This is a genomic window from Amycolatopsis vastitatis, from assembly GCF_002234595.1.
GTDB lineage: Bacteria > Actinomycetota > Actinomycetes > Mycobacteriales > Pseudonocardiaceae > Amycolatopsis > Amycolatopsis vastitatis.
Genome location: NZ_NMUL01000028.1, coordinates 24,103 through 41,235, shown reverse-complemented (window position 1 = coordinate 41,235; position 17,133 = coordinate 24,103). Strand labels below are relative to the sequence as shown.

Annotated in this window: 18 protein-coding genes; 4 read left to right on the top strand and 14 right to left on the bottom strand. The window is 71.0% G+C overall.

Annotation, left to right across the window (positions count from 1 at the left end):
- Nucleotides 1–48 precede the first annotated feature (48 nt).
- The 6 genes from CF165_RS26410 to CF165_RS26385 are packed head-to-tail and all read right to left on the bottom strand — an operon-like array spanning nt 49 to nt 6,247.
- Nucleotides 49–1,527 (bottom strand): caspase family protein, encoded by a 1,479-nt coding sequence (locus CF165_RS26410; RefSeq protein WP_093950268.1) that lies wholly within the window; start codon nt 1,525–1,527, stop codon nt 49–51.
- Nucleotides 1,520–1,900: an effector-associated constant component EACC1 gene (locus CF165_RS26405; RefSeq protein ID WP_093950342.1), complete on the bottom strand. Its 381-nt coding sequence runs from the start codon at nt 1,898–1,900 to the stop codon at nt 1,520–1,522. The genes CF165_RS26410 and CF165_RS26405 overlap by 8 nt, the downstream gene beginning before the upstream one ends.
- Before the next feature lie 53 nt (nt 1,901–1,953).
- Nucleotides 1,954–3,675 carry an aminotransferase class V-fold PLP-dependent enzyme gene (locus tag CF165_RS26400; protein ID WP_093950267.1) on the bottom strand — a complete coding sequence of 574 codons (1,722 nt, stop codon included), beginning with the start codon at nt 3,673–3,675 and terminating at the stop codon, nt 1,954–1,956.
- Entirely contained in the window at nt 3,672–4,439 is a 768-nt protein-coding gene (locus CF165_RS26395; RefSeq protein WP_093950266.1) for an amino acid ABC transporter ATP-binding protein, read from the bottom strand. Before CF165_RS26395 ends, CF165_RS26400 begins: the two co-directional genes overlap by 4 nt.
- Nucleotides 4,432–5,310, bottom strand: a complete 879-nt coding sequence (locus CF165_RS26390; protein WP_093950265.1) for an amino acid ABC transporter permease — start codon at nt 5,308–5,310, stop codon at nt 4,432–4,434. The genes CF165_RS26395 and CF165_RS26390 overlap by 8 nt, the downstream gene beginning before the upstream one ends.
- A complete protein-coding gene (locus tag CF165_RS26385) occupies nt 5,297–6,247 on the bottom strand; it encodes an ABC transporter substrate-binding protein (RefSeq protein WP_093950264.1) in 951 nt (316 codons plus the stop codon). Before CF165_RS26385 ends, CF165_RS26390 begins: the two co-directional genes overlap by 14 nt.
- A 97-nt stretch (nt 6,248–6,344) precedes the next feature.
- On the opposite strand from CF165_RS26385, the gene CF165_RS26380 reads away from it, so the two are divergent.
- The gene (locus CF165_RS26380; protein ID WP_093950263.1) at nt 6,345–7,328 is read left to right on the top strand and encodes a Gfo/Idh/MocA family protein; all 984 of its coding nucleotides are present in this window, start codon (nt 6,345–6,347) and stop codon (nt 7,326–7,328) included.
- On the opposite strand, the gene ybiA is transcribed toward CF165_RS26380, so the two are convergent.
- The gene (gene ybiA, locus CF165_RS26375; protein ID WP_093950341.1) at nt 7,289–7,906 is read right to left on the bottom strand and encodes a riboflavin biosynthesis intermediates N-glycosidase; all 618 of its coding nucleotides are present in this window, start codon (nt 7,904–7,906) and stop codon (nt 7,289–7,291) included. The two genes, CF165_RS26380 and ybiA, sit on opposite strands and share 40 nt — an antisense overlap.
- Nucleotides 7,907–8,197: 291 nt before the next feature.
- Here ybiA and CF165_RS26370 point away from each other — a divergent pair, with 291 nt between their 5' ends.
- A complete protein-coding gene (locus CF165_RS26370; RefSeq protein WP_143268668.1) occupies nt 8,198–8,734 on the top strand; it encodes a hypothetical protein in 537 nt (178 codons plus the stop codon).
- A 127-nt stretch (nt 8,735–8,861) separates the two neighbouring features.
- Nucleotides 8,862–9,263: a PPOX class F420-dependent oxidoreductase gene (locus CF165_RS26365; RefSeq protein WP_167441574.1), complete on the top strand. Its 402-nt coding sequence runs from the start codon at nt 8,862–8,864 to the stop codon at nt 9,261–9,263.
- A gap of 25 nt (nt 9,264–9,288) precedes the next feature.
- Here CF165_RS26365 and CF165_RS26360 read toward each other — a convergent pair whose 3' ends face one another.
- From CF165_RS26360 to CF165_RS26345, 4 genes are all read right to left on the bottom strand, one after another.
- Nucleotides 9,289–9,738, bottom strand: a complete 450-nt coding sequence (locus CF165_RS26360) for a hypothetical protein (protein ID WP_093950260.1) — start codon at nt 9,736–9,738, stop codon at nt 9,289–9,291.
- A gap of 18 nt (nt 9,739–9,756) precedes the next feature.
- Complete coding sequence (locus CF165_RS26355; RefSeq protein WP_093950259.1) at nt 9,757–10,305, bottom strand: TetR/AcrR family transcriptional regulator; 549 nt, start codon at nt 10,303–10,305, stop codon at nt 9,757–9,759.
- Entirely contained in the window at nt 10,305–11,849 is a 1,545-nt protein-coding gene (locus CF165_RS26350; protein ID WP_093950258.1) for an acyl-CoA synthetase, read from the bottom strand. The genes CF165_RS26355 and CF165_RS26350 overlap by 1 nt, the downstream gene beginning before the upstream one ends.
- Nucleotides 11,850–11,972: 123 nt before the next feature.
- On the bottom strand, nt 11,973–12,335 hold the full coding sequence (locus CF165_RS26345) for a winged helix-turn-helix transcriptional regulator (RefSeq protein ID WP_093950257.1): 363 nt from the start codon (nt 12,333–12,335) through the stop codon (nt 11,973–11,975).
- Nucleotides 12,336–12,428: 93 nt separating this feature from the next.
- On the opposite strand from CF165_RS26345, the gene CF165_RS26340 reads away from it, so the two are divergent.
- Nucleotides 12,429–12,815, top strand: a complete 387-nt coding sequence (locus CF165_RS26340) for a RidA family protein (protein WP_093950256.1) — start codon at nt 12,429–12,431, stop codon at nt 12,813–12,815.
- Here the strand turns inward: CF165_RS26340 and CF165_RS26335 are convergent.
- From CF165_RS26335 to CF165_RS26325, 3 genes are all read right to left on the bottom strand, one after another.
- Nucleotides 12,812–14,014 carry a GTPase gene (locus CF165_RS26335; protein ID WP_093950255.1) on the bottom strand — a complete coding sequence of 401 codons (1,203 nt, stop codon included), beginning with the start codon at nt 14,012–14,014 and terminating at the stop codon, nt 12,812–12,814. The two genes, CF165_RS26340 and CF165_RS26335, sit on opposite strands and share 4 nt — an antisense overlap.
- Entirely contained in the window at nt 14,011–15,792 is a 1,782-nt protein-coding gene (locus tag CF165_RS26330; RefSeq protein WP_205660975.1) for a P-loop NTPase family protein, read from the bottom strand. Before CF165_RS26330 ends, CF165_RS26335 begins: the two co-directional genes overlap by 4 nt.
- Before the next feature lie 101 nt (nt 15,793–15,893).
- The gene (locus tag CF165_RS26325; RefSeq protein ID WP_093950253.1) at nt 15,894–16,901 is read right to left on the bottom strand and encodes an IniB N-terminal domain-containing protein; all 1,008 of its coding nucleotides are present in this window, start codon (nt 16,899–16,901) and stop codon (nt 15,894–15,896) included.
- Nucleotides 16,902–17,133: the final 232 nt, after the last annotated feature.

The window sequence follows — 17,133 nt, the reverse complement described above, 5'->3', positions numbered from 1 at the left end:
GCAAACCGGCGTGGTGGACCGGAATGCCCTACGAAAGGTGGAAACCGGTCACTTCCGCTGCCGGCGCAAGCGGAAGACCCCTTTGCCGACGAAGAACCAGAAGATCAGCGAGATCGGCACCATGAGGCCGGCGACCGCCTGACCCCGGGTCACCCCGAGCACGATGACAGCCAAGACGAGCAGAAGCCCCGCGATCAGGAAATTGCCCTCCGCGGTCAGGAAAAACGGCGTTTGCCCGGTCACGTCCGGGAGAACTCGCCCCGGCGGACCCGGCCTGGCAGAGGCGGGAGCAGCCACCTTGGGGCCGCCGCGAGCCACGGGCGGGCGCGGCTTGACCACGGGGGCCGCTGCGACCGCGGGCGCGCGAGCCGACGCAGACGGATCCGGTTCGACCGGGGCTTCCGCCTCACCGGCCGGTACCGGCCGGTCCGTGTCCACCGGCACCGACTCGTCCGCCTCCACTGACACCGGCCCGGCCGCCGCGACCGGCACGCGCTCTCCGGCCTCCACCGGCACGGGCTCCTGCGCCTCAGCCACCGGCACCGGCACCGGCCCGCCCATCTCCACCGGCTCGGCGGTCGCGCTGTCGGTCTCCGCCGCCCAGGCCTCCGCGGCTGCCGAGACCCGTCGGCTGTCGTCGTCCACCAGGCGTCTGATCTCCGCCGCCGTTCGCTCCCGCACCAGGTCGTTTCCCACCCGGTGCAGCCGCCGCAGTCCTTCCAGTGCCGTCAGCCGGTCGTCGGCGATCGGGCTCGCCAGTCCGTGCCGGAGGTACTCCGGCAACGTCCACCGGGGATTGCGGGCCAGCACGATCCGACCCTCCACATCGGACTGGTGCTTCGGCCGCTGGCGGGGCATCTCCGCCACCACCCGCTCGTGGACGTAGCTGTACAGCTCGTCCACCGTGACGTCGCCGTCGCCGTCCAGGTCGGCGCTGCCGTCCCGCAGGCCCGCCACCAGGTGACGCGTGAACACCGAACGCGCCGCCGAGCCCACCACCGCCTCGCCTTCGAACGAGTACTGCGTCGCGTCCGAGGCCGTCAGCACCGCGCGCCCGCGTCCCTGGAACCGCTCCAGCGTGTGCACGTCCGTGCCCGCCTTCGCCAGCTTTCCCGCGGGGAACGCCCCGCTGTAACAGCAGTCCAGCACCAGCACCTTCTGCCGGGACGCGCAGCCGGCCATCGCGCGGTCGACCAGCTCCGCCGCCAGCGCCGTGAACATCAGGCTGTGCCGGCGCGTGTTGGCCATCGCCAGGTAGAGGCTCCCGTCGTCGTCCTTGACGCCGTGGCCGGTGAAGTACAGCAACGTCAGCTCGTCGCGACGGCGGCCGCGGTAGAACTCCCCGATCGCCTCCCCCACCACGTGGTGCGGCTCGTCGATCAGCGTCGTCACTTCGAACCCCGCCACCGACGGGTCACTCAGCACCGCGGCCAGCTCCCGCGCGTCGGCGCCCGGGGCGGTCAAGCGGCGCAGCGCCGGGTCGGTGTCCGACTCCGTCGCGATCAGCAGTGCGTGCCGGCTAGCCATGCCGGTGGACGAAGGCCTCGATCAGCTGCTGCCGCTCGGCCGAGGTCGCCCGTTCCAGTTCGACGGTGTCGCCGTCGATGGTCACCTTGATCTTGTGCTTGCCGCCCTGCCTGCCGAGCCATTCGCGCAGGGTCTCGACGAGCCCCGGGAACACCCCGCCCGCCGCGCTGAACGCCACCATGAGCGAGCCGATCGTCACCGGGTCCGCGGCCTTCGCTCCCGCCGGAAGCTCGCCCGGGACCGGCAGCAGGTCGACGTCCAGCCCGCCCAGCTCGGCACGCAGCCGCCGGGCGAGCAGGTCGAACTCTTCGGCGTCCGCCTCGCCGTCCGCTTCGAGCCGCACCAGGGCCCGGTGCGTGTCCGGTTCACTCATGTGCGCCATCGTGCGCCCGAACGGCCGCACGGGCAAGGTCCGTTCGGGCAGCGTCAGGCGCGGATTTCGTTGAGGTAGTTGTAGATCGTGTACCGGGTGACGTCGAGCCGCCCGGCCAGGTGGTCGACCGCGTCCTTGATGAGGAAATAACCGGCCTCGTCGAGTTCCCGCACCACAGCGGCCTTGTGCCGTTTCTTCATCAGGTCCACCGGAATCCCCGCCTTCGCGACCGCCCGGTCGACGAGGAACCGTTGCAGGCTGTCGACGTCCGGTGGGAAAGTCTCCGGCTCCCCGTTGCCGCCCGCGGGCGCGGCCGCGTCGACGCTGTTGACGCACAGGCAGCCGACCGCCACCCCGTCGGCGTCCCGCAGGAACAGCGTCGACGAGCGGATCGGGCGGCCGTCGGGGCCGTGCGTGCGGTAGTTCGTCAGGTCCTGGGTGGTGCCGCGGCGGACCAGGCCGAGCAGCAGGTCGGTCATCGGCCCGCCGACGCTGCGGCCGGTCAGGTCGCCCGCGATGGCGACGATCGAATCCGGCAGCCGGCTCAGGTCGTGCAGCAGCACCTCGTTGCCCGGTCCGAGCATCGCGGCCAGCCCCGGGATCGCCGGGACCAGCGCCGTGAGCACCTCGTGCGTCGTCGCCCCCGCGGCCGGGACGACCAGCGGCTCCCGGGGCGCGGTCAACGTTTCCAGCGCTTCCCGGAGCAGCTCCGCGCAAGTCGTCTCGGCGGTCGACGCGTGCGGCGAGAGCCGGACGTGCTCGGGCCGCACGGTCGCCGCGATCCCCGCGTTCGTCAACGCCGCGCCGACCTGCTCGGCGGGGTGGCCGGGCAGGGTGAACGCCAGGATCCCGGCCCGGCGGTCCACCGCCGAGACGACCTCCGCGCCACAGGCGGCCAGCACCTCTTCGAACGCGCCGAGGCGCTCGGCGATCCGCGCCGCGATGGCGCCGACCCCGGCCTCCTCGACCAGTTCCAGTGCCTCGGCGAAGGCGCCGGACGTGATGGGGCTGAGGTTGGAGAGCGACCAGGACTGGGCGGTGGCGTCCGGCGGGTGGATCTCGTCGTCGAACAGGCCGGGGTCGCGCGCGCCGGTCCAGCCCGAGAGCACGGGATCCATCCGGTCCAGAGCGCGGTCGGACAGCACGGCGAAGCCGGTCCCCCAGCCCGCGCGCAGCCACTTCTGGCCGCCGGCGACCAGGACGTCGGCGACCTCCCATGGCTCATCGACGACGCCGAAGCCCTGGATCCCGTCGACGACCAGCAGCCGGTCACCGACGACCTCGCGCAACGCCGCCAGGTCGGCCCGGTAGCCGGTGCGGAAGTCGACGGCGCTGACGCTGACCGTGGTGATCTCCGGCGTCAACGCCTCCGCCACCCGCTCAGGTGTCACGTAACCGCTGGTCAGGCGCCGGACACGCAGGCGCCCGGCCTGCTCGGCCCTGGCCCACGGGTAGGTGTTGGCCGGGAACTCCGCCGCCGACACCAGGACCTCGCCGGTGCTGTGGAACGCGGCCTGGAAGAGGCCGAGGCTGGTGTGCGGGAGCAGCACGGTGTGGTCGGTGTCCGAACCGGACAGCCGGGCCGCGGCGGCCTTGGCCCGGACCTCCTGCCGCATCAGCTCGTCCACAGTGGACGGACCGGCCGTGGTGGCCCGGTGGAGCAGCGCGGCCGTCGTGTCGAGGACCGCGTGCGACGGCGGGCCGAAGCGGGCGAAGTCGAGGTAGCCGGCGGGCTCGTCGAACTGGAGCAGGTACCGGGGCGAAATCCGCGTCACGCGAGGATCCTCGCCAGGAACTGCCGGGTGCGTTCGTGCTTCGGCGCGCTCAATACTTCGGCGGGCGGGCCGGTCTCGACGACGGCGCCGTCGGCCAGGAACACCACCTCGTCGGCGGCCTCCGCGGCGAAGCTCATCTCGTGCGTCACGACGACCATCGTCATCCCCTCCCCTGCCAACGTACTCATGACCTCGAGGACCTCGCCGACCAGCTCCGGGTCGAGCGCGGACGTCGGCTCGTCGAACAGCATCAGCTTCGGCTTCATCGCCAGCGACCGGGCGATCGCGACGCGCTGCTGCTGCCCGCCGGACAGCTGCGCCGGGTAGGCGTTGGCGCGGTGCGCGAGGCCGACGCGGTCGAGCAGCGCCAGTCCTTGCTTGCGGGCTTCGTCCGGTTTGAGGCCCAAGACCCGGATCGGCCCTTCGACGACGTTTTCCAGGGCCGTCCGGTGCGCGAAGAGGTTGAACCGCTGGAACACCATCCCGATGTCACGGCGCTGGCGGGCGACGTCGCGTTCGCGCAGCTCGTACAGCTTCCCGCCGCGTTGCCGGAAGCCGATCGGCTCGCCGTCGACCCAGATCTGGCCGGCGTCGATCGTCTCCAGGTGGTTGATGCAGCGCAGGAACGTGCTCTTCCCCGCGCCTGACGGGCCGAGCAGGCAGACGACCTGTCCCTTGTGGACTTCGAGGTCGATCCCGCCGAGGACTTCCGTGTGACCGTAAGACTTCCGAACGCCGACGGCGCGCAGCAGTGGCTCAGACACGGGCGCTCCTCACCAGCGGCACGCCGCGCAACGCCTTGCCCGCGCGGGCCAGCGGCCCGCGATCGGCTTGACCGAACGAGCGTTCCAGGTAGTGCTGGCCGACGCCGGCGACGGTCACCACGACCATGTACCAGACGGCCGCGGCCAGCAGCGTCTCCATGACCAGCAGGTTGTTGGACGAGATGTTGTTGGCCGCGTGGATCAGCTCGGTCACGCCGATCACCGACGCCATCGACGTGCCCTTGAGCATGTTGATGAAGTCGTTGCCGGTGGGCGGGATGATCACGCGCATGGCCTGCGGCAGCACGACCCGGCGCAGCGTCGCCGCCGGCGTCATGCCGATCGACTTCGCCGCCTCGGTCTGTCCACTGTCGACACTGTTCAGTCCCGCACGGACGATCTCGGCCATGTACGCGCTTTCGTTGAGCGCCAGGCCCAGGAAGGCCGCGGTGAACGCGCTGATCAGCACGTTCGTCTGCTCGTGGACGAGAAACGGGATGTCGATCACCGGGAAGACGAGCGCCAGGTTGTACCAGAGCAGGATCTGCAGCAGCACGGGCAAGCCGCGGAAGATCCAGATGTAGCCGGCGGCGAACCACCGGGCGACCGGGTTGGCGCTGCGGCGCAGCAGGGCGATGACGATGCCGAGCACGATCGCGACGGCCTGGGACAGCACGGCGAGGATGACCGTGTTGAGCAGGCCCGTCGCCATGATGCGGTAGAAGACGAAGCCGGGGACCTGGTTCCACTCGATCTGGGCGTTGCCCAGGGCGATGCCCAGCAGGACGAGCAGCGCGATGATGATCGCGGCGGCGACCCAGCGGCCCCAGTGCCTCAGCCGGACGATGGGAAGTGGCTCAGGAGCCGCCATTGATGGCCGCCTTTTCGATGGCGCCCTGCTCGACGCCCCAGGCCTGCAGGATCTTGCCGTAGGTGCCGTCGGCGATCAGGGCCTGCAGCGCCTTCTGCACCGAGTCCCGCAGCGCAGTGTTGGCCTTGTTTACGCCGATGCCGTACGGGCCGCCGTCGATCGGCTCACCGGGGACGACCTCGAAGAACTTGCCGTCACCGGCCGTCCGCGAGATGTAGACGGCGCTGGGGAGGTCGTTGAGGATCGCCTGCACGCGGCCGGTGCGCAGCTGGTTCTGGTTCTGGTTGTCGCTGTCGGTCGCGGTGACGTTGACGGCGGGCTTGCCGGCCTGCGTGCACTTGGTGCTCTGCTCGGCGGCGAACTTCTGGTGGCTGGTGCCCTGCACGACGGCGACGTTCTTGCCGCAGAGCGTGTCCGGTCCGGTGATGCCGTCCGGGTTGCCCTTGCGGATCATGATCGTGATGCCCGAGGTGAAGTAGTCGACGAAGTCGATCTGGGCCTGGCGCGCCTTCGTGTCGTTCATCCCGGCCATGGTCAGGTCGATGCGGCCGGACTGGAGGCTGGTGATGAGCGAGCCGAACGCCATGTCCTGGTGGGTGACGGGGACGCCGAGCTTGGCGGCGATCGCCTTGGCGAGGTCGACCTCGTAGCCGATCGGGGTCTTGCCGTCGGCGGCGTAGAAGTTGTTGGGCGCGGACTGCAGGTTCGAGGCCAGGTGCAGGCCCGCCTGCTTGACGTTGTCCGGCAGGGCCGCGTTGAGCTGGGTGTCCTTCTGCACGCCCTGGACGATGGCCGCGGTGTCCGGGATGCCCGACGCGGGCGCGCCGGCGGCCTGCGACGTCCCGCCCGCGCCGTCCGGACCGCCACCACAAGCCGTCACCAGCACGGCGACGCTCGCGAGCAACACTCCCGCTTGCACGGCACGAGAAAGAGTCATTTCAGGCCTCCACTGTTCGGCTGGCCGGAACGGTACAACTCGTTGTTGAAGAGGTCAACTGTGTGTTGAAATCTTGATTCGGTGCTAGCTTCGCGGCATGAGCCTGCGGATCGGCGTCCTGGGGGCGGCTCGCATCGCCCCCGCCGCCCTGATCAAGCCCGCTTCTTCGAACCCCTCGGTGTCGGTGGACGCGGTGGCGGCCCGCTCACCCGAGCGTGCGCAAGCGTTTGCGACCAGGCACGGCATCCCTCGAGTGCATTCGTCTTACGAGGCACTGCTCGCCGACCCGGACCTCGACGCCGTCTACAACCCGCTGCCGAACGGCCTCCACGGACGCTGGACCCGGGCCGCACTCGAGGCGGGCAAGCACGTGCTGTGCGAGAAGCCGTTCACGGCCAACGCGGCCGAGGCGCGGGAGATCGCCGACCTGGCCGCGGCATCGGACCGCGTGGTGATGGAGGCGTTCCACTACCGCTACCACCCACTGGCGCTGCGGGTGGAGGAGATCGTGGCGTCGGGCGAACTGGGCACGCTGCAGCGGGTCGAGACGGCGTTGTGCTTCCCGCTGCCGAAGTTCTCGGACATCCGCTACGACTACGGCCTGGCGGGCGGCGCGACGATGGACGCGGGCTGCTACGCGGTCCACATGGCCCGCGTCTTCGGCGGCGAGACGCCATCGGTCGTTTCGGCCTCGGCGAAGCTGCGGTCGCCCCGGGTCGACCGAGCGATGACGGCGGAGCTCGCGTACCCGTCCGGCCACACGGGCCGGATCGAGTGTTCGATGTGGTCGTCTTCGCTGCTCAAGATCAGCGCGAAGGTGATCGGCTCACGCGGGTCGCTGGCGGTGCTGAACCCGGTGGCCCCGCAGGCTTACCACCGCCTGTCGGTCCGGGCTTCGGGCGCTCGCCGGACCGAGCGCTTCCCGCGCCGGGCGTCATACGCGTACCAGCTGGACGCGTTCGCGGCGGCGGTCCTGAAGGGCGAGCCGGTCAAGACGCCGGCGGCGGACGCGGTGGAGACGATGACGGTGATCGACGAGATCTACCGCGCCGCCGGACTCCCGCTGCGCGAACCCAGCTGAGCGCGGACGTCCGCGAGGGCGAAGCCGAGCAGGTTGAGCCCACGCCAGGCCCGGGGCTTTCCGGCGTGCGGATCATCGGCGGCGAGGCCGATTCCCCAGATCCGGTCGACCGGGCTGGCTTCGACGAGCACCCGGTTTCCCGTGCCCGCCAAATACCTTCCCAGCTCCGGGTTCCGGCCGAACTTCGCCGCGTTGCCGTCGACCACGATGCCGTAGCGGTGCGCCACCCAGGTGTCCTCGTCGAAGCCGCGCACCCGGCGGCCGAAGTCCTTGGCCTGCTTCGGGTGCACCGCGGTGAGCACCCGCGCGGCCACCTCTTCGTCGCCGAAGAGCTTCGCCTTGCGCCACATCATGTAGTGCTCGGCCGTGGCGAAGCGGACCTCGTCGACCTCGAACGGCGACGGCCACCACTGGCTGAAACACCCGGCCCCGACCCCGCCTCCGCGGGGTGGCCGGTGCCCCCAGAAGAAGACGTACTTGAACCGCTTCCCCGCGTCGAGGGCGCGGGTCAGCTCCTCGACACTGCGCGGGTGACCGGTCACGCCCCCAGTCTCACCCACGCGCCCGCCACCCCGCATTCCGTTTTCCCGATGTTCGGCGATTCCGCACGCGACCACGTAGTTGCCGGTCAGGATCAGCAGGACTTGGATCGTGATGCCCGCCCGTAGTAGTCCGTCGCGTCCGGGGACCACGTCGAGATCGCCGTCCACAGCTTGTCCAGCCAGGCGACAGACGCGGCCACCCGTCGATCCCGGCGCGCGGCACTGGTTACCAAGGTCGTTTGGCCCGACCTTGGGTCCTTTTGCCTGTCATTACCTGTACTGGGCGTGGCTCTCTTGGTGCTGCTCATTGGCATTCCAATAGTATTCATGATCTTGCGCGCCGAGAACCAACGTGCCACCGAGGTCGAAGCCAAGGCCAAGGCGACGCGTCAGGAGGAGCAGACGCGGCTCGACGTGCTCCGCAAGGTTCAACAAGACCTCGATAACGAGCAGCAGGACGAGCGAGACGAAGTCCTGTTCATCGTGAATCAATGGCGCATCACACCGACGTGGATGATCGAGGGACGCACCGAGGACGCCAAGCGATACAGTTTGGCGGGCCTGACTGCGGTGTACAAAGAGGGCATCATGGTCATTGCAGGCCCTGGCGTCGGAGTGGCCGAGAAGGTCGATCGCACTAAGTCTGACAAGCTACTGACCAAGGTGGCCGCGGGGATCACCGAGCTGGCCAGGGCCGCAAAGGAAGCGGGCCCACCGATCTTGTCTCGGCACTGCACAGCCGCGTGTGACTGCCCTGCCGGGCATCGAGGCTTCCACAGCTTGGCCTCCACCGACGATCCAACCCTTGTTTTGCGAACCTGCGTCCAGGACGGGTGCAGTCAGACGTGGCGAGAGCGAGCGTGAACGTCTCTCCCAGGGTGCACTCAGAGCAAACTCCTGCGAAACCACCACCGCGCGAGGGACTTCCTTACTAGCACTGTGCGTGGGTCCTCCCGCCGTCCGGGCCCCCGGACGGACTAGCGTGGGCAGCATGAAGATCGACCTCGACGGCCGCGGGCCGGACTTCCGCGCGTTCTGGACCGAGCGCCACCTGGCCACGCTGACCACCGTCCGGCCGGACGGCACCCCGCACGTCGTCGCGGTCGGCGTCACCGTCGACTTCGACGCGGGCCTCGCCCGGGTGATCACGTTCGCCCCGTCGGTCAAGGCCCGGCTCGTGCGCGCCGCGGGCGCCGAGGGGATCCCGGTCGCGGTCTGCCAGCTCGACGGCCCCCGCTGGTCCACTTTGGAGGGACGCGCGGTGCTGCGCGACGACCCGGACTCGGTGCGCGACGCCGAAAACCGGTACGCCGCCCGCTACCGGCAACCCAAGCCGAACCCGCAGCGGGTCGTCATCGAGATCACCGTGACCCGGGTGCTCGGCAACGCCTGAGGCCCTGACCGACTCGATACCGGCCCTAGTACCAGCCGAGCTCGGCCAGCTGTTCCTCGGCGTTGCGCCGGGGCCAGAAGGTCACGTTGTCCAACCGGCCCGACGCGGTCCGGAACTTGAGCTTGCGGCCACCGAACGGGCCAGGCACCCAAAGCAGGCCGGTCACCTCGGCGCGACTGAACCGGATCGGCTCAAGGGCGAAGAAGGCGCGCAGCTCGGCTTGGTCGCGGGTGACCAGCAACCTCGAGCGGCCCCCTGTCACGGTGACGCCGTTCACCGAGGCCGTGCCCCGCAGGACGAGGTCGTAGTCCTCATCCCGCAGCGTGACCCGCTGGTGTGCGTCGGCCGGGTCAGGCGGCGGGACCCGGCCGAGACCGCCGGACTTCTCCCGCCACCGGTACAAGACGACCATCGTCGTCACGCCAAGTGCCCCGAACACCAGCAGGGCGATCCCACTATCCGCGCCAGGCCCCATCGACGTCCCTCCCTCCGGCTACCGGCCGCCCGCCCGGGAATGCACCAGCCGGGTGTACTCCGCGAGCAGCGCCGTCAGCTCGTCGTGCTCCCCCGCCGACGCGAGTTGCTGGTGGCCCACCAGCATAGCCATCCCGAGTGAGGTCAGCGTCCCGGCCAGCGCGCGGTCGCCGACGATGCCTTCGACCGCCTTGCGGACCGTCCGCAGCCGGGCGTCGTCGACCCGCTTCTGCGCCGCGCGCACGGTTTCGTCGTTCCTCGCCCACGCCCGGATGGCGGCCTCGGCCTCGTGGGGCAACCCCAGCGTGAGGTCCATCAGCGCGGCGAAGTCGGCCGCCGGTCCGCCGGTGCCGAACTCGCGCTCGCGCAGGATGCGCACCTGGCGTTGCTCCCAGTGGTCCAGCAGCTGCGCCACGAACCCCGGCCAGCCGCCGAAGTGGTGGTAGAACGAGCCGCTCGTGACGCCGAGGTGACGGCACAGCGCGCCGACGTTCAGCTCGGCGAACCCGCGCTCCGCCAGCACGTCCAGCGCGGCCTCGAAGTACGCCCGCCGCGTGACCACCGGCATCAGACGTTCCGGTCCCGGTCCCGCCAGTACGGCTCGCGCAGCGAACGCTTGAGGATCTTGCCGGTCGCGTTGCGCGGCAACGCATCCACGACGTCGACACTGCGCGGGCACTTGTAGTGGGCCAGCCGCTCGCGGCAGAACTCCACGATCTTGTCGGCGTCGAGCTGGTCTCCGGCGACGACGGCCTTGACCTGCTCGCCCCACTTCTCGTCCGGGATGCCGATCACGGCCACCTCGGCAACGCCGGGGAACTCGGCCACCACGCGTTCGACCTCCGGCGAGTAGACGTTCTCGCCGCCGGTGATGATCATGTCCTTGACGCGGTCTTCGAGGAACAGGAACCCGCCGTCGTCGAGGCGCCCGATGTCGCCGGTGCGGACCCAGCCGTCCACGATGGTCTCCGCGGTCGCCTCGGGCCTGCCGAGGTAGCCCGCCATCCGCTGCTCGGTGCGCACCCACACCTCGCCGACCTCGGTGTCCTCCCCGGTGACCGGGTCGACGATCCGGATGTCCACTCCGGACAGTGCGGTGCCCGCCGAGGCCAGCCGCTCCGGGTGCGCGGCGTCCCGGTGCGCCTCCGGGTCCAGCGCGGTGACCGCACCGGACAGCTCGGTCATGCCGTAGACCTGGGCGAACTTGACGTCCGGCCAGGCGGCGAGCACCGTGCGCAGCAACGGAAGAGGCATCGGCGAAGCGCCGTAACAGAGGTACTTCAGCTTGGAGAACGCCGTGAGCGCGGCCTCACCGGCCTGCGCGATCCCGGCGACGACGGCGGGCACGAGGAAGGCGTGCGTGATCCCGGCCCGCAGCGCCGCGAACAGCGACGCCGCGTCCGGTTCGCGGGTCAGGTAGGACGGTTCGCCGTAGAGGAAGCCGGAAACCGCGTAACAGCTGCCGCCGACGTGGAACAGCGGCATCGCGACCAGGTTGACGTCGCCGGGGCCGATCGGGAACGCGGTCCCGGCGGCCAGGCCGTGCGCGAGGACGCTGCGGTGGGTCAGCACCGCGCCCTTCGGGAAGCCGGTGGTGCCGCTGGTGTACATGACCAGCACGCCGTCGTCCTCGTCGACGTCGGTCCCGGCGTGCGGCGCGGCGGAGTCCAGGAAGGACTCGTACTCGTCGGCGTCCCCGCCGACGACGACCACGCGTTCCACCGCGGGCAGCCGGTCGCGGATCGCGGCGAGCGCGGGGACGAACTCGGCGCCGGCGAAGACGATCTTCGCGCCCGCGTCCTTCAGCACGTACGCCAGTTCGTCGCCGGAGAGCCGCCAGTTGACGACGGCGTTCGCGGCGCCGATCCCGGCCGCCGCGAAGGTCGTCTCCAGGCAGGAGGGGTGGTTCTTGTCGACGAACGCGACGCGGTCGCCCCGGGTGATCCCGGCGGCCGCGAGCGCACCCGAAAGGCGGCGGACCCGCTCGTCGAACTCCGCCCACGTCCACGCCCGGTCGCCGAAGATCAGCGCGGTGCCCGCCGGGCGTTCGGCTGCCCAGTGCGCCAGGAGGTCACCGAACAGCCGGGCCCTGGGGCGAACGTCTTCGGGCATGGGAGTCCCCTTCGGGCCGGCGCTGGACCATAGACCGCTCTATGGTGCGCCGCGGCCCGGCAGCCGTCAATACCGGACACCCGGTGGCACACCGGCCCGCCGATCGGTGCTTTCCTCACCCCGTCAGCCGTCGAAGCTGCGCCGGGCGGCTTCGATGTCCTCGATGAATCGCCGGGTCCAGCCGCACATGCTGTCGACCGTCGCGCGCAGGCCCTGGCCGGGCTCGGTGAGGGTGTATTCGACGCGCGGCGGGACGGTCGGGTACACCTCGCGCTCGATCAGCCCGTTGCGCTCCAGCATGCGCAGGTTCTGCGTCAGCATCTTGTGGCTGATGCCGTCGACCTCGTTCCGCAGCTGGCTGAACCGCAGGGTGCGGTCGCCGAGGGTCTCGATGATCAGGAACGCCCACTTGTTGGCGACGTCCGAGAAGATCTCGCGCGCCAGGGAATCCGCGCGGGCGAGGTCCGTGTCCTGCTTGGTCACCATCTGGTTCCCCCGTCACCGAAAAGTGCCTTCTTCCGCATCTTCCCACACTCTCCTATGGTTCCTGAGTAACCACAAGAGAGCACGGAGGAAAAGATGACCGTCACCATGGTGAACCCGCCGGAACTGCCCGAGATCGACGTCTACCACCAGGTCGCCGTCGCCGAGGGGACGAAGCTCGTCTTCGTCGCCGGGCAGGTCGCCTGGGAGACCGAAGGCGACCTCGCCGCCCAGGTCGAGCAGGCCTACGTCAACGTCGGCGCCGCGCTGGGCGCAGCCGGCGGATCGTTCGACGACGTGGCGAAACTGACCATCTACGCCGTCGACTGGACACCGGACAAGATGCCCGCCCTGCTCGACGGCATCGCCCGCGGCAGCGCCAAGCTCGGGACCACGGCGAAGCCGCCCGCCACGCTCATCGGCGTCGCGGCGCTGGACGTCCCGGAGCACCTGGTCGAGGTCGAGGTGACCGCCGTCCTCTAGGCGAACAGCGAGAGCAGTCCCTCGGCCGAGCGCACCACCACGTGCGCCGCCGCGCGTTCCGCGTGCGGGCGGTCGGGTCGCTCCGCTTCGTGCCGCCAGCGCCGCAACGCGTCGAGACCCGCGTCGTAGATCTCGTCCGGGTCCGCGTCCGGTTCGAGCCCCAGGCGGTCCGCCGGGGCCGTGCCCTGGGCGCCCAGCAACCGGACCGCCTCCTCCGCGGGCTCGCCGGACAACGCCGTCCGGCCGCCGCGGATGTCGGCGATCAGGCGCAGTTCGCGGAAGTCGTGCGCGGCCGCGGCGAACCGTTCCACCCGGGACACCAGGCGGTCGCCACCCGGGCGGGGCTGGGCCGCCAGCAGCGTTTCCAGCCGGATGACCGCCGTCCGCGCCTTCAGCGCCTCGGACCGCGCCACGAAACACCCGGCCAGGGTGTCCCGCAGCTCGCCGAGACCGCTGCGGCGCACCAGTTCCGCCGAGAGCTTGACGCGGTCGTCGCAGCCGGTGCGGATCAGCGTGAGCGCCAGCCGGACGCCGAACATCCCGAACCGCACCACCAGCGACCGCCGCGTCTCGACCGGGATCGGGCCGGGGAACGCCGGATCGGTGAACGAGTCCACCGACAGCACGTGCCGTTCCAGCTCTTCGCGCGGCACCGCGGCGAACGCCGCCAGCAGGTCGAACTCGTCGTCACGCAACGACCGGCCGCCGTACGCCAGCTGCCCGGCGACGGCGATGACGCCCAGGAATCCCGTGCACAGCGGGTCTTCCCGCCACGCGCGGCGCGCCAGCTGCTTCGCGGTCAGCAACGCGTCGATCCGGCCCGCGCCGACCTCGTCGGCCCGTGACAGCACCAGGACCGAGTTGACCGCGCTCTGCCGCGCGAACGCCGAGCCGCCCGGCGGGTGCGCCGCCGCGAGCTCGTCCGGTTCGAGGTGGCGGACCAGCCGGACCGTCGCGTCCGGGACGTCGTCGCCCGGGCCGGGGTCGTCCAGCAGCACGAGGTCGCGCAGCGCACGCGTCGGCCATTCGCCCAGCGCGGCGGCGAGTGTCGTCTTCCCCGCCGCCGGGGCGCCGGTGAACGCGACGCGCATCGGCTGCTCCAGCCGGTTCAGGCAGTCGTGCAGGAGCGCCGAAGCACGCGGGTCGTCCCGGTAGAGCCCGGCCGCGGCGTGCAGCAGGTCGCGGACGTCCTGGGTCACGCCGAGAGCTCCCGCCGCTGCTGCCGTCCGGCGATCGTGCCGAGTTCGCCCGCGCGCTGGTGCAACCCGGCGAGCCGGTCGATCTCGCGTCTGATGTGGACGGTCCGCCGCTCCCGCTCGGCGGTGCCGGCCAGGATCGTCTCGCGTTCCCGCGTCAGCTCGTCGGCGAGTTCCTCGGCCAGGCCGGTGAAGTGGTCGCGCAGCCGCCGCTGCACGACGCGGATCGCGTCGCGGGATTCCTTGCCGAACCGCAGGAAGACGTCGTCGACGTGCCGCTGCGCCGCCTGCTTGGCGACGGCCTGGCGGCGCTGCAGCCGCATCCCGCCCTCGTCCTTGATCGTCTTCGCCGCGAACGCCGCGCCGGCGCCGAGCGAGACCGGGTTGATCAGCGGCAGCCCGGCCAGGCTGGTGACCAGGCCGAACATCAGCACACCGCCGTACGACCCGCGCAGCCCGGTGAACGCCTGGTGGCCGATCTTGAACTTCTCGATCTTCGGCCGCAGGACTTCGTCGAGCTCCTCCACCCCCGAGCCGTCGAGCCGCAGGTCGGGCAGCGCGCGGTCGTACTGGGCGCCGAAGCACGCGGCGACCGCCTGGGCGATCCACTCCGCCCGGTCGGCCATCCACGTGTAGTTGGTGTCGACGGCTTCGGCCAGCGCGTTGTCCAGCCACGGCGCGAACTCGTCCCACACCTTCGCCGGGTCGCCCTCGTCGAAGGTCCGGTCGATGGTGTTGACGATCTTGCGGGTCCGCTCGCGCAGGTCGTATTCGGCGTCGGACAGCAGGTCGGTGATCTCGTCGGAAAGCAGGTTCTGCCAGCGGGCGTTCTGCCGCCGCAGGTCGTCGGCGCGGCGCTGCGCCCGCTGCAGCAGCGCGGCCTGGCCGAGCCCGGCGTCTTGGCCGGCGGCGTCGATGCGGTCGCGCAGCGACTCGACCAGTTCGGCGGCGGCGGCGCGCACCCCTACCGCGGCGAGCAGCGCGCGGGACTGCTCGGGCGGGCGCGCGGCCTGCTCGGCGATCCAGCCCAGCAGCTCGGGAAAGCCCGAGCGGGCGTTGAGATCCGCGTCACCGGTCTTCGCGGCGGCTTGGCGCACGACGGCCGAAACCGGCAGGACCGGCGCGTCGACCCCCGCTTCGGCGAGCATCCCGCGGTCGCGTTCGGCGACCGCTCGCCACCCGGGGCAGGCGTCGATCTTCGTGAGCGCCAACACGACATGCGGGCACCAAGTACGCACATGCCGCGCGAGCGCGAGTTCGGCGGCGCTCAGCGGCGCGGTCGCGTCCGAGACGAGGATCACGGCGTCCGCTTCGGCGAGGAAGTCGAGCGCGGCGGCGGTCCGCGGTGACCGCGGGTCACCGACCGGCGGGGTGTCGACCAGGACGAGACCGGCCGAGAGGAGTTCGCGCGGCACGCCGACTTCGACGCGGCTGAGCGTCCCGGCGGGACGGGCGCCGAGCTCGCCGGTGAGCCGTTCGACCGCGACGGGGATCCGTTCGCGGGACCGGCCGACCAGGGTCGCGGCGGGTTCGGGCGCGTAGGTGATTTCCGTGGGGACGGCGGGGGTCGCGGCGTCGCCGACCGCGCACACCGGCGCGTTCAGCACGGCGTTGAGCAGGTATCCCTTGCCCTGTTTGGGGAAGCCGAGCACGCCGAGCCGGGTCTGCCCGGCGGGGGCGTCCCGGCGTCTGCGCAGGCGCTCGGCGAGATCGGCGCGGCCGTGCGTCCGGCACGCGTCCAGGGTCTCGTTGAGCACTTCGAGCCAAGCAGGGGCGTTCACAGGCAAGGAGTTTCCCCGGTTCACTCCCCGTACGCACACCGGGTGCCCGTCCCGCGGTCGCACCCAGACCGCGGGACGGGCACCGGTGACCGGTTCGGGGATCAGTGCCCGATGTGGATGTCGTTGTTCGACGCGATGTCACCGATGTGCAAGTTGCCCAGCGCGTTGTGGCCGACGCTGGCGACGTCCGAGACCACGTCGTGGACGGCCGAGCCGTTGCCGCTGACGAGGTCGCCGACCTGGCCCGCGACGTTGTGGTCCACGTTGATGCCGGTGGCGGAGGTCACCGTGCTGGTGACGTCGCCGAGGCCGTGGACGGTGTTCGTGACCTCGCCGGTGACGTGCTTGACGTCGAGGTCGCCGGCGCCCTTGAGGATGCCGGAGAAGTCGCCGACGTTGCCCACGACCGAGTTGACGGTGTGGGTCAGGTCACCGCTGACGTCGCCGACGTGCGAGGTGGCTTCGTAGACCGGGGCGGTCGCGTTGTTGGAGACGTTGCCCAGCACGCTCTCGCCGAGGCCGCTGACCTGGCCGAGCGCGCCGACGGCGGCGCTGTGGTCGACGTCGGTGACCGAGTACACGAGGTTGCCGGCGACCTGGACCGCGTCCAGGCTCGAGCCGAGGTCACCCGCGGCACCGAAGGCGCCGGTCGGGTCGCCGGCCAGCGCGGTCACGCCGGCGGCGGTGTTGGTGAGGTCGTTCACGACCGGGAGCGCGCCGACGGCCGGGACGGCCGGCAGGCCGAGGTCGCCGACGACAGGCAGCTCGCCCGTGCCCAGCTCGCCGACACCCGGCAGGGCCGAGGTGGCGGGCAGGCCGAGGCCCGCGGTGAGGGCGGTGAGCTGGTCGATCGCACCCTGGATGCCCACGGCGTCGGTCCCGACCGAGGAGAGGTCGCCGACGGCGGGGAGGCCGCCCACGGCCGGGAGGCTGTCGACCGGCACGAAGTCGAGCACCAGCGGGATGACCTCGTGCACGTCGGCGGCGCTGACATCGCCGAGACCGGCGGCGGCGAGGACGCCCTGCGGGTCCGTCCCGAAGGCCGCCAGCGCGGTCGGGTCGTTGAGCAGGTTGAGGGCGAAGTCGTGCAACGTCTGCACGGAGTCCATGGGGTTTCTCCAGATCCGGTGGTTCGGGGGACAGCATCGGCCGCAGGGACCGGTGCTCCGGATTCAAGGTAGGGAGCCGGTCCCCCAGCGCACATCGGGGATCACTCCGAGTCGCAGTCCGGTCAGCCGATAGGGGATCGATATGTCATCGTTAGGGAGTTAGGGGGTCATCCGAGACGCGCTCAGTTGGGTTAAATCCCTCCAGACCCTTGCCTGACTAACCCGTTTGGGT

Excerpts from the sequence above, each read along its gene's own strand:
- CF165_RS26365 (WP_167441574.1), top strand. The coding sequence starts at position 8,862 with ATGAAGATCGACCTCGACGGCCGCGGGCCGGACTTCCGCGCGTTCTGG.
- CF165_RS26380 (WP_093950263.1), top strand. The coding sequence starts at position 6,345 with ATGAGCCTGCGGATCGGCGTCCTGGGGGCGGCTCGCATCGCCCCCGCC.
- CF165_RS26370 (WP_143268668.1), top strand. The coding sequence starts at position 8,198 with ATGATCTTGCGCGCCGAGAACCAACGTGCCACCGAGGTCGAAGCCAAG.
- CF165_RS26325 (WP_093950253.1), bottom strand. The coding sequence starts at position 16,901 with ATGGACTCCGTGCAGACGTTGCACGACTTCGCCCTCAACCTGCTCAAC.
- CF165_RS26360 (WP_093950260.1), bottom strand. The coding sequence starts at position 9,738 with ATGGGGCCTGGCGCGGATAGTGGGATCGCCCTGCTGGTGTTCGGGGCA.
- CF165_RS26355 (WP_093950259.1), bottom strand. The coding sequence starts at position 10,305 with ATGCCGGTGGTCACGCGGCGGGCGTACTTCGAGGCCGCGCTGGACGTG.
- CF165_RS26350 (WP_093950258.1), bottom strand. The coding sequence starts at position 11,849 with ATGCCCGAAGACGTTCGCCCCAGGGCCCGGCTGTTCGGTGACCTCCTG.
- CF165_RS26340 (WP_093950256.1), top strand. The coding sequence starts at position 12,429 with ATGACCGTCACCATGGTGAACCCGCCGGAACTGCCCGAGATCGACGTC.
- CF165_RS26345 (WP_093950257.1), bottom strand. The coding sequence starts at position 12,335 with ATGGTGACCAAGCAGGACACGGACCTCGCCCGCGCGGATTCCCTGGCG.
- CF165_RS26390 (WP_093950265.1), bottom strand. The coding sequence starts at position 5,310 with ATGGCGGCTCCTGAGCCACTTCCCATCGTCCGGCTGAGGCACTGGGGC.
- CF165_RS26410 (WP_093950268.1), bottom strand. The coding sequence starts at position 1,527 with ATGGCTAGCCGGCACGCACTGCTGATCGCGACGGAGTCGGACACCGAC.
- CF165_RS26405 (WP_093950342.1), bottom strand. The coding sequence starts at position 1,900 with ATGAGTGAACCGGACACGCACCGGGCCCTGGTGCGGCTCGAAGCGGAC.
- ybiA (WP_093950341.1), bottom strand. The coding sequence starts at position 7,906 with ATGCGGGGTGGCGGGCGCGTGGGTGAGACTGGGGGCGTGACCGGTCAC.
- CF165_RS26385 (WP_093950264.1), bottom strand. The coding sequence starts at position 6,247 with ATGACTCTTTCTCGTGCCGTGCAAGCGGGAGTGTTGCTCGCGAGCGTC.